The sequence below is a fragment of the Winslowiella toletana genome (assembly GCF_032164335.1).
Taxonomy (GTDB): domain Bacteria; phylum Pseudomonadota; class Gammaproteobacteria; order Enterobacterales; family Enterobacteriaceae; genus Erwinia; species Erwinia toletana_A.
Genome location: NZ_CP134152.1, coordinates 2,585,276 through 2,598,811, shown reverse-complemented (window position 1 = coordinate 2,598,811; position 13,536 = coordinate 2,585,276). Strand labels below are relative to the sequence as shown.

The following is a 13,536-nucleotide window of genomic DNA, read 5'->3' as shown; positions in this document are numbered from 1 at the left end:
TGAAACAGAGGGGAGCCGTTTTCGGCTCCCTTAATGAGGGCATGCCGGGTGTGATCCCAACAGACTTCTCAATTATTTCAGTGCTGCCAGTGCTGCATCATAATTCGGTTCAGTGGTGATTTCATTGACCAGTTCGCTATACAACACCTGATCTTTTTCATCCAGCACCACCACCGCGCGGGCAGTCAAACCCTGCAGCGGACCGTCAACAATTGCCACACCGTAATTCTGTTTAAAATCACCGCCACGCAGCGTTGACAGCGTCACCACATTGCTCAGGCCATCTGAGCCGCAAAAGCGCGACTGGGCAAACGGCAGATCGGCAGAGATGCACAGCACCACGGTATTATCCAGCTCGCCTGCCAACTGATTAAATTTGCGCACAGAAGCAGCGCAAACACCGGTATCAATGCTCGGGAAGATATTCAATACTTTGCGCTTGCCAGCATAATCGGAAAGTGAGGCGTCAGAAAGATTTTTGGCCACCAGAGTGAACGGCTGAGCTGCCTGACCCGGCGTTGGGATCTGACCAGCAACCGCCACCGGGTTACCCTGGAAATGAACTGTCTGAGACATATTGATTCCTTTTACATGTGTTTGACTGGTCAGCCAGTGTAGGGCATCTGGCTTGATAAACAGAGAGAAATTATTCAGGTCGCAGATGACATCTCTATGACGCTGGTTGAATCAGTAACCCTGGCACAGGTTTAAATTTTTACCTAAGTAAATAGCGGTGAACTGCGCGATGCGCTACAAACTGAGTATCAACTGGAAAAAGGAAGCGTGGATGAGAGCTGTAAAAGTTTACCCGGAAGCCTGGCCGTTGCATTCGCCATTTGTTATTGCGCGCGGTTCACGTAGCGAGGCCGGGGTAGTGGTGGTGGAGCTGGAGCAAGAGGGAATTAAAGGCGTTGGAGAATGCACGCCTTATCCACGTTATGGTGAGAGTGAAGCCTCGGTGCTGGCTCAAATCAGTGCGCTGTTACCGCAGCTTGAGCGCGGGATGACGCGAGCTGAGTTGCAAACTCTGCTGCCGGCTGGCGCAGCGCGCAATGCTATCGACAGCGCAATGTGGGACTGGCAGGCGCGGCGTGACGGCCAGTCGCTGTGGCAGCTGACCGCCACCCGCATGCCTGACGAAATTATGATGGCGCAGACCGTCAGTATTGATGCCCCGGAAGCGATGGCGGCCAGTGCGCTGGCGCTGTGGCAAAACGGTGCGCGTCTGCTGAAAATCAAACTTGACGATCATCTGCTGACCGAGCGGCTGATGGCGATACGCAGTGCGGTGCCGGAAGCATTGCTGATCGTTGATGCGAACGAATCCTGGAAAAGTGAAGGGCTGGCGGCACGCTGCCAGCTGCTGGCAGATGTTGGCGTGGTGATGCTGGAGCAACCGTTACCGGCGCAGGATGATGCGGCGCTGGAGAACTTTGTACATCCATTGCCGATCTGCGCTGATGAGAGTTGCCATACCCGCGCCAGCCTGAGTAAGTTGGTTAACCGCTACGAGATGGTGAATATTAAGCTGGATAAAACCGGTGGCCTGACTGAAGCACTGGCGCTGGCAGCGGAAGCCAGCGCCGCAGGGTTTAGCATTATGCTTGGCTGTATGCTTTGTACCTCAAGAGCGATCAACGCAGCGCTGCCGCTGGCCCCGCTGGCACGCTTTGTCGATCTCGACGGGCCAACATGGCTGGCGGCGGATGTCGAACCGGCGTTACGTTTCTCCAGCGGGCGCATTGACCTTACGGCTGCCAGCTAAGCAGATCGATCATCGCCTGCAGATATTTCTCCGTCGATTCATCGGCGGAGATCGGCGGCAATTCGGCGGTGATGCAGGGCAGGCTGAGATCGGCGCACCAGCTACCGAATGAGCCGGGAGTGGCATAACCGACGCTGGTCACCAGTGGCAAAGCCATTTTTTTCGCCAGCCAGTGCCCCAGCGGGCTGCTGCGCGGGTCTTCAATACAGGCCAGCGGTTCGTGAAAAGTGACAATCCACTGCGGCTGCAAATGATGAATTAACTGGCATAGCGCCTCGGTCTCCGGTTCAGAGGCGGGGCTGTCGCCGGTCGAAAGCCGCACGTCGCGTTGATCTGCTGCGCTATTCCAGCGATATACCGTATCGCCCGGCTGCCAGTTGGCGGCCGGAAAGTTGCGGTTGAGATCAACGCCCCGCGAATTGGCTCGCAGGCCGAGCTGGCAGCCATCCGGATTGACCGCCAGTACGACATGATGACGACGGTGTGGCTCCAGCAGGGTGCGCATTGCACAGGAGAGCGTCACCACGGCGGCCGTTTCATCGCCGTGAGTGCCTGCCAGAATCAGCCCGCTCTCTTCATCGGCGGCCGGTGCCGGAAACCATAACAGTGGCGCGCCCAGCACCGAGCTGCCGTAAATTTTCATGTCGGCATCCAGCTTGCCGCGCTGCGTTCGCGGGTGTAACAAAGACATAGTGTCGCTCCTGTGAGGGTGATCCCAGTAAAGCTAGCTTAAAATGACAGCAGAGAAAATAGCTATTTATCGATCAACAATTTGCGCTAAAGTGCCAGTCAAAATCTTCAGCCGTGAATAACTCTTTCAACTTATACCGTGACTGGTTAGGGGTACGTTATGATCAAACCGTTCCGCTTCACTTTGGGCGCGTTGCTGATTGCCAGCGCCTGTTCTTCAGCGCTGGCTGCGACGGTTCCGGCCGGTACTCAGCTGGCAGAAAAACAGGAAATCGTTCGTCACATTAAAGATGAGCCCGCTTCGCTCGATCCGGTTAAAGCGGTAGGGTTGCCGGAAATTCAGGTCATTCGCGATCTGTTCGAAGGGCTGACTAATCAGGATGCCGAGGGCAATATCGTGCCGGGTGTGGCGAAAAGCTGGCAAAGTAACGATAACAAAACCTGGACGTTTACCCTGCGCAAAGATGCGCGCTGGTCGAATGGTGACCCTGTCACCGCACATGATTTTGTTTACAGCTGGCGTCGGCTGGTCGATCCTGCAAATACCTCGTCATTTGCCTGGTTTGCCGAACTGGCGGGAATACAGAATGCCGGTGCGATTGTTAAAGGAGAGATGCCGACGGATAAGCTTGGTATCACGGCACTGGATGATTATCGCCTGCAGATCACACTGGATAAACCGGTGCCGTATTTTGCCAGTCTGACGGCCAATTTCAGTCTCTTCCCGACACCACAAAAAGTCATTGAAAAGCTGGGTAATGACTGGACAAAAGTGGGCAACCTGGTGGGGAACGGCGCGTATAAATTGCAGCAGCGAGTGGTTAACGAAAAAATTGTGCTGGTGCGCAACGATAACTACTGGGATAACGCCCACTCGGTACTGACCAGGGTAACTTTTTTGCCGATTAACGAAGAGTCCAGCGCCACTAAACGCTATCGTGCGGGTGATATTGATATCACCGAATCCTTTCCCAAAAATCTCTATCAGCTGCTGAAAAAACAGATTCCAAATGAGGTGTATACGCCAGATCAGCTGGGCACCTATTATTATGCGTTTAACACGGAGAAAGGCCCAACCGCCGATGTGCGGGTGCGCAAAGCCTTATCCTGGAGCATTGATCGTCATATTATCGCCGAAAAAGTGCTGGGCACGGGTGAAAAACCCGCCTGGCATTTTACTCCGGACGTGACTGCCGGTTTCAAACCGAAAGCCAGCATTTTACAGCAGCACTCACAGGAAGAGCTGAATGCGCAGGCGAAAGCGTTGCTGGCCTCAGCCGGCTACGGCCCGGCAAAACCGCTGAATCTGACCTTGCTGTATAATACCTCAGAGAACCATCAAAAAATTGCGATTGCAGTAGCCTCGATGTGGAAGAAAAATCTCGGCGTAAACGTTAAGCTGCAAAATCAGGAGTGGAAAACCTACATCGACAGCCGTAACACCGGTAATTTCGATGTTATCCGCGCGTCATGGGTCGGAGATTATAACGAACCTTCAAGTTTCCTCAGCCTGCTGACCTCCAGCCACAGTGGTAATATTGCGCGCTTTAAAGATGCGAATTATGACAGCGTGCTGGAAAAGGCCAGTAACGAAAATAATGATGCGGCACGCAATGATGATTACAACCAGGCCGAGCAGATCCTTGCCGATCAGGCTCCCATTGCGCCGATATATCAGTACACTAATGGCCGCCTGATTAAGCCATATGTAAAAGGGTATCCAATTAATAATCCGGAAGATGTGGCTTACAGCCGCGAAATGTATATTCTGCAGCATAAATAAATGATCGCACTGTGACAGCAAAAGCATCATGATTTTCATGATGCTTTTTTATTTGCCTGCCATCGTCAATTGCCCTATTAGATCGTTATTTAAACAACAGGGAACTGTTTATGAATAACGTTATTCTCGGTTTTAACGGCGAACGTCTGGATTCGGTCAGCAGCAACTATCTTCTTGGTAACGGTTATCGTGCATATAATCCACAGCTAAAGCGTTTCATTTGTCCGGACAGCTGGAGCCCGTTCGGACAGGGCGGCATTAATCCCTATGCTTACTGCGTGGGAGATCCAATCAACCGGGCCGACCCTTCGGGGCATATGAGCTGGCAGTCGGTATTGGGAATAGGTTTGAGTGTGCTTGGTTTACTGAGTGCATTATTTAGCGCTGGCACTTCGATAGCGGCGGCAGAGAGTGTTTTCGCCGCACTGGACTCGGCCTCGACGGTATCACTGTTGGCTGGGTCATCGTCGGCTACGGCGGATTTAACCGGCTTAGCCAGCACGGTAATCAGCCGGAGCAATCCTGAAGCTTCGGCGGTGCTGGGCTGGCTATCCCTGGCTTGCGGCATTCTCTCATTTGGTGCCGGCCTGGTTGCCGCTGGAAATAAGCCGCGCGCTGAGATAGCACAATCCTATCCCCGTGGGCCGATGATGGCAGGATCGGCCGCAATCAACAGCACATACTATTTAGACGGTGTCAGACCGTATAATTTTAAATTACTCGGGCAGTCACCTGGACATGACTGGGGACATGGGATGTGGCTGGATTATACTTTTTACGATCATATTGATGGCGAGCTCCGGCTAAATATAGCCGCACATGGTGATAAAACCAGGCGAATTGCCCGTATTATGTTACCGGACGCCGGCGATGACGGTTTTACCGTCACACAAACCATAAGATGGTTTAAGAATAATAATTATCCTCTGGACTCCGGGGTCATTAAAAAAGTCAGATTTATAATGTGTGACGGTGCCAAATATGGTTTTGGTAGCTTTGTGGCTAAATTTGCTGAGGCAACCAATATCACCTCTACCGGCTGGCCTGAAAGTGTGTGGATAACCGGACGACTGGATCAATTACTGACCAATCTCGACAGGGAGTTTCCGGGAAATCGTCTTTTCGTTGAGGGAGTGGTTCAGCATTTTGTCGAAAGCGTGGGTCAGACATCAGAATTGCTCTATATCACGGAAGGTATTCCGGTAACTTACCGCCCTGATTCTGGAGGGATAATGCACCAGGAGACCGGCGTTTATTTCTGAACCGGGCTGTTAATGCCGGGTTAAAAGCATGCTTGACTGTCTGACAGTTCGCGATCTAAGTCACACTTCGCTCTGCCGGGGCTTGAGGCGGTAACAGAATGAATTAAGGTAATGGGCTGGATTGTTACTGCCTTCGTGCAGGCAAAACCTGATTGACTGGAGAAATGCGACTCTGGCAGTCAGGTTTTTTTGTTTTCAGGCCGGAAAATGATAATAGCCAAGATACTGAATAATAATGTAGTGGTCGTCCACGACGAACAGGGCCATGAACAGGTAGTGATGGGCTGTGGTCTGGCATTTCAAAAGCGAGCCGGAGATTCACTGAACGATGCATTAATCGAAAAGATTTTTGCCCTGCAAAGTCACGAGCTGACCGGCCGGTTAAGCGAACTATTATCTGAAATTCCCCTGGAGGTGGTAATTGCCAGTGAATGTATCATCGCGCTGGCGAAAGAACGGCTTAATTCGCGTCTGCATGACAGCGTGGCGATTGCGCTGACCGATCATATCAACTTCGCCATTGAGCGCCACCGGCAGAATTTGCCAATGCGCAACGTGTTGCAGCATGAGATTCGTAGCCTCTATCCCCGTGAGTATGCGCTCGGGCTGGAAGCGCTGATCATCATTGAAACACGCTTAGCGGCGGCGCTGCCGGAGGACGAAGCCGGCTTTATTGCCCTGCATCTGGTTAACGCCCAGTTGAACAGCGAAATGCCGGAAGTGATGCATATCACTCGTTTTATGCAGGAGATACTGCATATCGTTAAATATCAACTGCAACTTGATTATCAGACCGATGCGCTCAGCTATAACCGTTTTGTCACTCATCTGAAGTTTTTTGCCCAGCGAATGCTGGGAAAGCGCGGCGTCTACAGCGATGACCCGTCACTGCATGATGTGGTGCGCGACCGTTATCCGCAGTCTTATCAGTGTGTGCAAAAGATTGATCGCCATGTAATGAAAAAGTATTCCTACGCGCTGGGTAGTGAAGAACGGATGTTTCTGACGATTCATATCGAGCGGGTCAGAAAAGAGACGCTGGCGCTGAAGGAAACAGACGACGAAGCCTGAAGTTAAACTGAAGCTGCCGTTGGCTAACGGCAGCTTCAGTGACAGAGAGATTATTTCAGCGACTCACCGTGGCTGCTGATTACCTGCTGATACCAGAAGAAACTCTTCTTACGGGTGCGAACGAGGGTGCCATTACCGTTATCATCGCGATCAACGTGGATAAAGCCATAGCGTTTGGAGAGTTCGGCTTTCGAGGCACTGACCAGATCAATTGGGCCCCAGCAGGTATAACCCCAAACGTCCACGCCGTCTTCAATCGCCTCACGTACCTGCACCAGATGATCGTTAAGATAAGCGATGCGGTAATCATCGTTTATTGAGCCATCGGCTTCAACGGTGTCGCGCGCGCCAAGACCGTTTTCAACGATAAACAGCGGCTTCTGGTAGCGCTCCCACAGTACGTTCAGCAGGTAGCGCAGTCCTTCAGGGTCAATCTGCCAGCCCCATTCTGAACTGGCGAGGTGCGGATTTGGCACCATATCGAGGATATTACCGCGTGATTTCTGATTCAGTTCTTCATCCGTGGTGACGCAACCGGTCATATAGTAGCTGAAGGAGATAAAATCGACGGTGTGTTGCAGATCGTGTTTGTCCTGTTCATCAATGACAAGGCTGATGCCTTGCTCCCTAAAGAAGCGGTTCATATAGCCGGGATAGTAGCCGCGCACCTGCACGTCCCCAAAGAACAGCCAGTCATGGTTCTGTCGCAGGCTTTCCATTACATCTGCCGGGCGGCAGGTTAACGGATAGAGCATTGCGCCCAACAGCATGTTCCCGACTTTCCCTTCCGGCACGATCTCATGGCAGGCTTTCACCGCACGTGCGCTGGCGACCAGCTGATGATGAATAGCCTGATAAATCGCCTGTTTATCGCTCTCTTCCGGCAGGCCGACGCCGGTAAACGGCGCATGCAGCGACATATTGATCTCGTTGAAGGTCAGCCAGTGCTTTACTTTGTCTTTATAGCGGGTAAATACCGTGCGGGCATAATTGACAAAGAAATCGATGGTTTTACGGTTGCCCCAGCCGCCATAGTTTTTTACCAGCCCATACGGCATTTCATAGTGGGAAAGGGTGACCAGCGGCGTGATATTATATTTCGCCATCTCATCAAACAGGCGATCATAAAAGGCCAGTCCGGCTTCATTGGGCTGAGTTTCATCGCCCTGCGGAAAAATTCGCGTCCAGGCAATCGAGGTGCGCAGCACGGTAAAGCCCATTTCAGCAAACAGTTTGATGTCCTCCGGATAGCGGTGATAGAAATCAATCGCCAGATCCTTGATACCACTGTCTCCAGGCTGACGTTCGACTCGCTCACCAAAAATGCCTTTTGGCTGCAAGTCAGAGGTCGATACGCCTTTACCGTCTTCCTGCCATGCGCCTTCAACCTGATTGGCGGCTACGGCGCCACCCCAAAGAAAATGTTGCGGGAATGCTGTGGTCATAGTGGGTTCTCCTGAGTTATTTAATCAGAGTCAGCAGCGGGGCGCCTTCATCGAGCTGGCTTTGCTGACTGGCGGCTAAAATATCGATGTAGTCATCGCTGTTGCTGATCATTACCGGCGTGGTCAGGTCATAGCCTGCCGCGGTAATCGCGGAAATATCGAATTCAATCAGCAGGTCACCGATCCGGACTTCGTCATCCTGCTTTACATGGGCGATGAAATGCTGACCATTGAGCTTAACGGTATCGATACCGACGTGGATCAGCACTTCCGCTCCGTTTTCATCGGCCAGACCGATGGCGTGGCGGGTACGGAACAGCGAAGAGACGCATCCGTTGACCGGTGAAACGACCCGACCCTGGGTTGGTTTGATCGCGATGCCTTTACCCAGCAGTCCACTGGCAAAGGTTTCATCATTCACCTGTTCGAGCGGCATTACCTGACCGGCGATCGGATTGCTGAGGGTGGTTTTCGTTAACAGAGCAGCAGCGGCGACGGTTGGTGGTTCGGCCCTCACGCCAGCGGTTTCAGCGCTGGCGACGGGGGCGACGCTGTCGGTGCTGAAAAAGCGCGTGGCGATAGCGGCAAAGATAAAAGCGACAGCAGAGCCGGTAATCGCCGCGACGACCGTGGCATCAAAACCGGTTTTGGGTATCACCTGCGCAAAGGTGAATACGCTGGCTAATCCAAATGAGAAGGTAGCGGTGTGCCAGTAGCCAAGGATTGCTGCGCCGAGTGCGCCGCCGATGCAGCCGAAGATGAATGGACGGCGTCTCGGCAGAGTGACGCCATACACCGCAGGCTCGGTGATACCGAACAGGCTGGCGCTGAAGGCTGAGGCGGCAATGCCTTTCATTCGGGCATCACGGGTCTGAAGCAGTACACCAAGTGTGGCGCCGGCCTGACCCATAATCGCCGGAAGCACCAGCGGTAACAGCGTGTCCTGACCGGTGATGCTGAGGTTGTTCAGCATAATCGGCACCAGCCCCCAGTGCAGACCGAAAATCACGCATACCTGCCACAGCGCGCCGACTAACGCACCGGCAATCGTCGAGTTAAGCTGGTAAACAAACAGATAGCTATCAGCCAGCAGCTGACTTAGCCAGGTCGCCAGCGGACCAATAACCAGAAATGTTAGTGGTACTACCAATGCCAGACAGAGTAATGGCGTGGTGAAGTTGCGAATAGCAGAAGGCAGCCGCGTATGGATGGTGCGCTCAGTCAGGCAGGAGAGCCAGCTGGCGAAGATAATCGGAATAACCGACGAGCTGTAGTTAATCAGCAGCATCGGAATGCCAAAGAAGTGAATCGGCGCGCCACCGTTTTGTTCTGCCTGAAAGGCTTCCAGCATCACCGGATGCACCAACGCCGCGCCAATGGTCATACAAATAAACGGATTACCACCGAATTTTTTTCCAGCGGTGTAGCCCAGTGCAATGGGTAAAAAGTAAAACAGTGCATCACTGGCGGCAAACAGGGTCTTGTAACTGCCGCTGGTCTCGTCAATTGCCCCGATCGTCAGGCCCACCGCCAGTAAACCTTTCAGAATCCCGGAGGCGGCCATCACGCCAATAAATGGCGTAAAAATACCGGAAACGATATCGATAAAACGGGCAAACAATGACTCGTTATCGGCATCGGTCGAAGAGGCGTCCTGCCGATCGCCGAGGCCGCTTTCGGCCAGCAGCGCCTGATATACCTCAGATACATGGTTGCCAATCACCACCTGATACTGGCCACCGCTTTCCACAACCATTATCACGCCGGGATTATTCTTCAGTCCGGCGCTGTCTGCTTTGCTGTTATCTTTCAGCTTAAAACGCAGGCGGGTGGCGCAGTGCATCACAGATTTAATGTTGTCTTTACCGCCAACGCCCGCGAGAATCGATTCTGATAATTCCTTGTATTTCATTTTGTTAGCTCCTGAACAAGCCTGCTGCTTTCGCCGTTACTGAACGCTGGCCAAAAAAAAACCTAAACCGCCTGTCCCGACGCCAGCAAGGGCGAAGACAAGGGGTTTAGGTTTTGCCTGATAACTCAGTAACAATCCTGTATTTCTGAGCCGAGTGTTGCTCAGCCTTACGCACCAGGCAAGGTATTTACGTCATGAAAAATCAAATACGTGAGCCCGATCCAGCTTTTACCGATAACGATGACGTGCTTTGTAACGCTTAACCGAGCAAGGGAGATTGCATCTGCCAGGTTGCACGCTAGACTGTATCACATTGATTATGCAGCAACTGAGGCGCTACGTGGACGTCATTGAAGGCAAAGCACTACAGGTTTCCGATGCGATTATCTCCTGCCAGCTTGATGGCAAAGGTGGGCTGATCCCTATCAACGACAGCGAAGTGATTGACTGCGAACGTCCTTGCTGGTTGCACCTGAACTATACCCACAGTGAAAGCGCCGACTGGCTGATGTCAACGCCGCTGATTCCGGATACCGTGCGGGCAGGGCTTGCCGGTGACAGCATGCGTCCGCGCGTCAGTCGTCTGGGCGATGGCTTTATGATCACCTTACGCAGCGTGAATTTGAACACTGAGTCACGTCCCGACCAACTGGTAGCGATCCGGGTGTTCATTAACGATAAACTGATCGTCTCAACCCGGCGTCGCAAGGTTTACGCCATTGATGAAGTGCTGACCGATCTGCAAAATGGCAACGGCCCGGTGGATGGTGGCAGCTGGCTGGTGGACGTTTGTGATGCGCTAACCGATCATGCCAGCGAATTTATCGAAGAGCTGCACGATAAAATTATCGAGCTGGAAGATGCGCTGCTTGATCAACGTGTTCCGGCACGCGGCGAACTGGCGCTGATTCGTAAGCAGATTATTGTGATGCGCCGCTATATGGCACCGCAGCGTGATGTTTATGCCCGATTGGCCAGCGAACGTCTGGGCTGGATGGACGACGATCAGCGCCGCCGGATGCAGGAAATCTCTGACCGGCTGGGTCGCGGGCTGGATGATCTGGATGCCAGTGTGGCGCGTACCGCGGTACTGGCTGACGAAATCACCACGGTAATGGCGGACGCGATGAATCGTCGGACCTATACCATGTCACTGCTGGCGATGGTCTTTCTGCCAACCACTTTCCTGACCGGACTGTTTGGCGTCAATCTTGGCGGTATTCCGGGTGGCGACTGGCGGTTTGGCTTCAGCGTTTTCTGCCTGATGTTAGTCGTGCTGGTACTCGGCGTTGCCTGGTGGTTAAAACGACGTAACTGGCTGTGAAAATGAGCAATAACTCGTAAAAAGGGCGGCTAAAGCTGATCGATATCAATAAATTGATGGCGCTGTCGCGGCACAATCTTTCCCGCAGGTGAATGTAACGTCAAGCGATGGACGTTGCGCTCCATATTGTCTCACTTCCTTTTTCGAATTAACGCATAGCACTAATTGATTCGTACGACGCCGGCTACTCGCCGGTTTTTTTTTGCTTGTTTGCCAGCCAGAGCGATCCTTCCTATGCTTAAACTCCATGCCTAACGAAGGAGCAACGCATGTCTACCCGTGATTATGCTGAACGTCCGCAGGCTTCTGACCCGGTTCCCACCGATCCGATACCGATTCCCGAACCGATTCCACGGCCACAACCGATGCCCGATCCGCCACCTGACGAGCCAAACCCGCATCCAATCATTGATCCACCGCCACACGTATAAAAAAAGGCGGCAGAATCTGCCGCCCTTGATAATCTGGCTATGATTATTTGATTTCTAACACGTCGAGACGTTGTAACGGCTGCTGCTCGTCGTCATCCTCTGGCTGCCAGCCGACCGGCTGTGCGGGCACTGATTCACGGTCAAACGCCAGATCGCCACCGTCAACGACTTCACTACCGTGCTGAATGCCTTTGAAATCAAACAAAGCGTGGTCGGCCATGTGCGATGGCACCACGTTCTGCATGGCGCTGAACATGGTTTCAATGCGTCCTGGATAGCGTTTATCCCAGTCGCGCAGCATATCGGCAATCACCTGGCGTTGCAGGTTAGGCTGTGAACCACACAGGTTGCATGGAATGATAGGGTACTGGCGCGCGATGGCAAAACGCTCGATATCTTTCTCACGGCAGTAGGCCAGTGGACGGATAACGATATGTTTACCATCATCGCTCATCAGTTTCGGTGGCATACCTTTCATCTTGCCGCCGTAGAACATATTCAGGAACAGCGTTTGCAGGATGTCATCGCGATGGTGACCGAGCGCGATTTTGGTCGCACCCAGCTCGCTGGCGGTACGGTAGAGGATACCGCGACGCAGACGAGAGCACAGTGAGCAGGTGGTTTTGCCTTCCGGGATCTTATCTTTAACGATCGAATAAGTGTCTTCATTAACGATCTGATATTCAACGCCCAGCGTTTCCAGATATTGCGGCAGAATATGCGCCGGGAATCCCGGTTGCTTCTGGTCAAGATTCACCGCCACCAGCGAGAAGGAGATTGGCGCGCTTTTCTGCAGGCTGCTCAGCATCTCCAGCATGGTGTAGCTGTCTTTACCGCCCGAGAGACAGACCATGATGCGATCGCCATCTTCTATCATATTATAATCGGCAATCGCTTCACCGACGTTGCGGCGCAGGCGTTTTTGCAGCTTGTTCAGGTTATACTGCTCTTTCTTGGTGTTTTCTTGATTTTGTTGCATTTTATTAAGGCTCTGACTCTAAAATGGGCACCAGAGGGGCATGGCGGGCTACATATGGTACGGATTCCGGCGGCGAATGCCAGCGCGTTTTACGGCGACATGCCAATCTGCGCCTGCTGAACGAGACCCGATGATAGCGATTATCAGCAAAGCGGGCTTGCAGACAGCCTGATAAGTCAGGCTGTCTGGGTATCAGGCAAATACAACTTTCAAGCTGCCGGGGGTGCAGCGCGGTTTGCTGACCACAATCTCGATATCACGGCCTAAGCGAGTCAGGCAATCAAGCATTTTGGCTTCGCTGATCCCGCGGAACTGCCCACGCAACAGCGTAGACAGTTTAGGCTGGCTTATTCCGAGCAGCTTGGCTGCCTGTTCCTGGGTCAGGCGACGGCTTTTAATAATATTGCCAATAGCGGTAGCAAGCTGAGCTTTTACCTGCATCTCTTCGGCATCATTCAGGCCGATGTCGGCGTACACATTGCCGCTGCTGATTTCAATATCATGACTCATGGTAAACTCCTTTAACATGGTTTTCTGCGGTTTTCAGCCTTTCACGAATTTTGTCCATGTCCGGCTTTGGCGTCACCATACCGGATGAAGATTTTTTCTGAAAAGCGTGCAGGACGTACACAGCATCATTAAAATTAACGGTATACACCGCCCGGTAAGTGTCACTAAAAAAGTCCTCAACAACTTCCAGTACACCGGCACCGCCAAATCCTTTTAATGGCTTAGACTGCACATGTTTATCGCCACACTGCGCCAGATGCAGGGCAAAGCCGAAGGTGTCCTGATCCTTCTCAGGTAACGACTGAAGATCTTTTTTACTACTGTTGATCCAATATAGTGTTTTCATCCGCGTATCCATTCGTCG

The 13,536-nt window shown here is 52.5% G+C and carries 13 protein-coding genes; 6 read left to right on the top strand and 7 right to left on the bottom strand.

The features are described 5' to 3' along the window. Positions 1 to 72: 72 nt before the first annotated feature. Positions 73 to 576 carry a thiol peroxidase gene (gene tpx, locus RIN69_RS12155; RefSeq protein WP_313852103.1) on the bottom strand — a complete coding sequence of 168 codons (504 nt, stop codon included), beginning with the start codon at positions 574 to 576 and terminating at the stop codon, positions 73 to 75. A 211-nt stretch (positions 577 to 787) separates the two neighbouring features. On the opposite strand from tpx, the gene ycjG reads away from it, so the two are divergent. Next, a complete protein-coding gene (gene ycjG / locus RIN69_RS12150; protein ID WP_313852102.1) occupies positions 788 to 1,765 on the top strand; it encodes an L-Ala-D/L-Glu epimerase in 978 nt (325 codons plus the stop codon). Here ycjG and mpaA read toward each other — a convergent pair. Beyond that, entirely contained in the window at positions 1,749 to 2,456 is a 708-nt protein-coding gene (gene mpaA, locus RIN69_RS12145; protein ID WP_313852101.1) for a murein tripeptide amidase MpaA, read from the bottom strand. The two genes, ycjG and mpaA, sit on opposite strands and share 17 nt — an antisense overlap. A 159-nt stretch (positions 2,457 to 2,615) precedes the next feature. On the opposite strand from mpaA, the gene RIN69_RS12140 reads away from it, so the two are divergent. The 3 genes from RIN69_RS12140 to licT all read left to right on the top strand — a co-directional run bounded on the left by RIN69_RS12140 (position 2,616) and on the right by licT (position 6,571). Next, positions 2,616 to 4,238 carry a peptide ABC transporter substrate-binding protein gene (locus tag RIN69_RS12140; protein ID WP_313852100.1) on the top strand — a complete coding sequence of 541 codons (1,623 nt, stop codon included), beginning with the start codon at positions 2,616 to 2,618 and terminating at the stop codon, positions 4,236 to 4,238. A 110-nt stretch (positions 4,239 to 4,348) separates the two neighbouring features. Further along, positions 4,349 to 5,500, top strand: a complete 1,152-nt coding sequence (locus RIN69_RS12135; protein ID WP_313852099.1) for an RHS repeat-associated core domain-containing protein — start codon at positions 4,349 to 4,351, stop codon at positions 5,498 to 5,500. 207 nt (positions 5,501 to 5,707) lie between these two features. Then, positions 5,708 to 6,571, top strand: a complete 864-nt coding sequence (gene licT, locus RIN69_RS12130) for a BglG family transcription antiterminator LicT (protein WP_313852098.1) — start codon at positions 5,708 to 5,710, stop codon at positions 6,569 to 6,571. A 50-nt stretch (positions 6,572 to 6,621) separates the two neighbouring features. Here licT and RIN69_RS12125 read toward each other — a convergent pair whose 3' ends face one another. Together RIN69_RS12125 and bglF are read right to left on the bottom strand one after the other, a co-directional pair. Then, entirely contained in the window at positions 6,622 to 8,016 is a 1,395-nt protein-coding gene (locus tag RIN69_RS12125) for a glycoside hydrolase family 1 protein (protein ID WP_313852096.1), read from the bottom strand. Positions 8,017 to 8,032: 16 nt separating this feature from the next. Further along, positions 8,033 to 9,928, bottom strand: coding sequence for a PTS beta-glucoside transporter subunit IIABC (gene bglF, locus RIN69_RS12120; RefSeq protein WP_313852094.1), 1,896 nt, complete (start codon positions 9,926 to 9,928; stop codon positions 8,033 to 8,035). A gap of 340 nt (positions 9,929 to 10,268) precedes the next feature. Between bglF and zntB the strand changes: the two genes are divergently transcribed. Together zntB and ynaL are read left to right on the top strand one after the other, a co-directional pair. Beyond that, entirely contained in the window at positions 10,269 to 11,252 is a 984-nt protein-coding gene (gene zntB / locus RIN69_RS12115; protein ID WP_313852092.1) for a zinc transporter ZntB, read from the top strand. Between the two features lie 269 nt (positions 11,253 to 11,521). Beyond that, on the top strand, positions 11,522 to 11,683 hold the full coding sequence (gene ynaL, locus RIN69_RS12110; RefSeq protein WP_313852091.1) for a proline-rich small protein YnaL: 162 nt from the start codon (positions 11,522 to 11,524) through the stop codon (positions 11,681 to 11,683). Between the two features lie 43 nt (positions 11,684 to 11,726). On the opposite strand, the gene ttcA is transcribed toward ynaL, so the two are convergent. The 3 genes from ttcA to RIN69_RS12095 all read right to left on the bottom strand — a co-directional run bounded on the left by ttcA (position 11,727) and on the right by RIN69_RS12095 (position 13,518). Beyond that, a complete protein-coding gene (gene ttcA, locus RIN69_RS12105) occupies positions 11,727 to 12,662 on the bottom strand; it encodes a tRNA 2-thiocytidine(32) synthetase TtcA (RefSeq protein WP_313852090.1) in 936 nt (311 codons plus the stop codon). 192 nt (positions 12,663 to 12,854) lie between these two features. After that, the gene (locus RIN69_RS12100; protein WP_313852089.1) at positions 12,855 to 13,172 is read right to left on the bottom strand and encodes a helix-turn-helix domain-containing protein; all 318 of its coding nucleotides are present in this window, start codon (positions 13,170 to 13,172) and stop codon (positions 12,855 to 12,857) included. Further along, positions 13,162 to 13,518 (bottom strand): type II toxin-antitoxin system RelE/ParE family toxin, encoded by a 357-nt coding sequence (locus RIN69_RS12095; protein WP_313852088.1) that lies wholly within the window; start codon positions 13,516 to 13,518, stop codon positions 13,162 to 13,164. Before RIN69_RS12095 ends, RIN69_RS12100 begins: the two co-directional genes overlap by 11 nt. Positions 13,519 to 13,536 lie beyond the last annotated feature (18 nt).

Bases quoted from the DNA above. Each gene is read 5' to 3' on its own strand.
- tpx (WP_313852103.1), bottom strand. From the start codon at position 576: ATGTCTCAGACAGTTCATTTCCAGGGTAACCCGGTGGCGGTTGCTGGT.
- ycjG (WP_313852102.1), top strand. From the start codon at position 788: ATGAGAGCTGTAAAAGTTTACCCGGAAGCCTGGCCGTTGCATTCGCCA.
- mpaA (WP_313852101.1), bottom strand. From the start codon at position 2,456: ATGTCTTTGTTACACCCGCGAACGCAGCGCGGCAAGCTGGATGCCGAC.
- RIN69_RS12140 (WP_313852100.1), top strand. From the start codon at position 2,616: ATGATCAAACCGTTCCGCTTCACTTTGGGCGCGTTGCTGATTGCCAGC.
- RIN69_RS12135 (WP_313852099.1), top strand. From the start codon at position 4,349: ATGAATAACGTTATTCTCGGTTTTAACGGCGAACGTCTGGATTCGGTC.
- licT (WP_313852098.1), top strand. From the start codon at position 5,708: ATGATAATAGCCAAGATACTGAATAATAATGTAGTGGTCGTCCACGAC.
- RIN69_RS12125 (WP_313852096.1), bottom strand. From the start codon at position 8,016: ATGACCACAGCATTCCCGCAACATTTTCTTTGGGGTGGCGCCGTAGCC.
- bglF (WP_313852094.1), bottom strand. From the start codon at position 9,928: ATGAAATACAAGGAATTATCAGAATCGATTCTCGCGGGCGTTGGCGGT.
- ynaL (WP_313852091.1), top strand. From the start codon at position 11,522: ATGTCTACCCGTGATTATGCTGAACGTCCGCAGGCTTCTGACCCGGTT.
- ttcA (WP_313852090.1), bottom strand. From the start codon at position 12,662: ATGCAACAAAATCAAGAAAACACCAAGAAAGAGCAGTATAACCTGAAC.
- RIN69_RS12100 (WP_313852089.1), bottom strand. From the start codon at position 13,172: ATGAGTCATGATATTGAAATCAGCAGCGGCAATGTGTACGCCGACATC.
- RIN69_RS12095 (WP_313852088.1), bottom strand. From the start codon at position 13,518: ATGAAAACACTATATTGGATCAACAGTAGTAAAAAAGATCTTCAGTCG.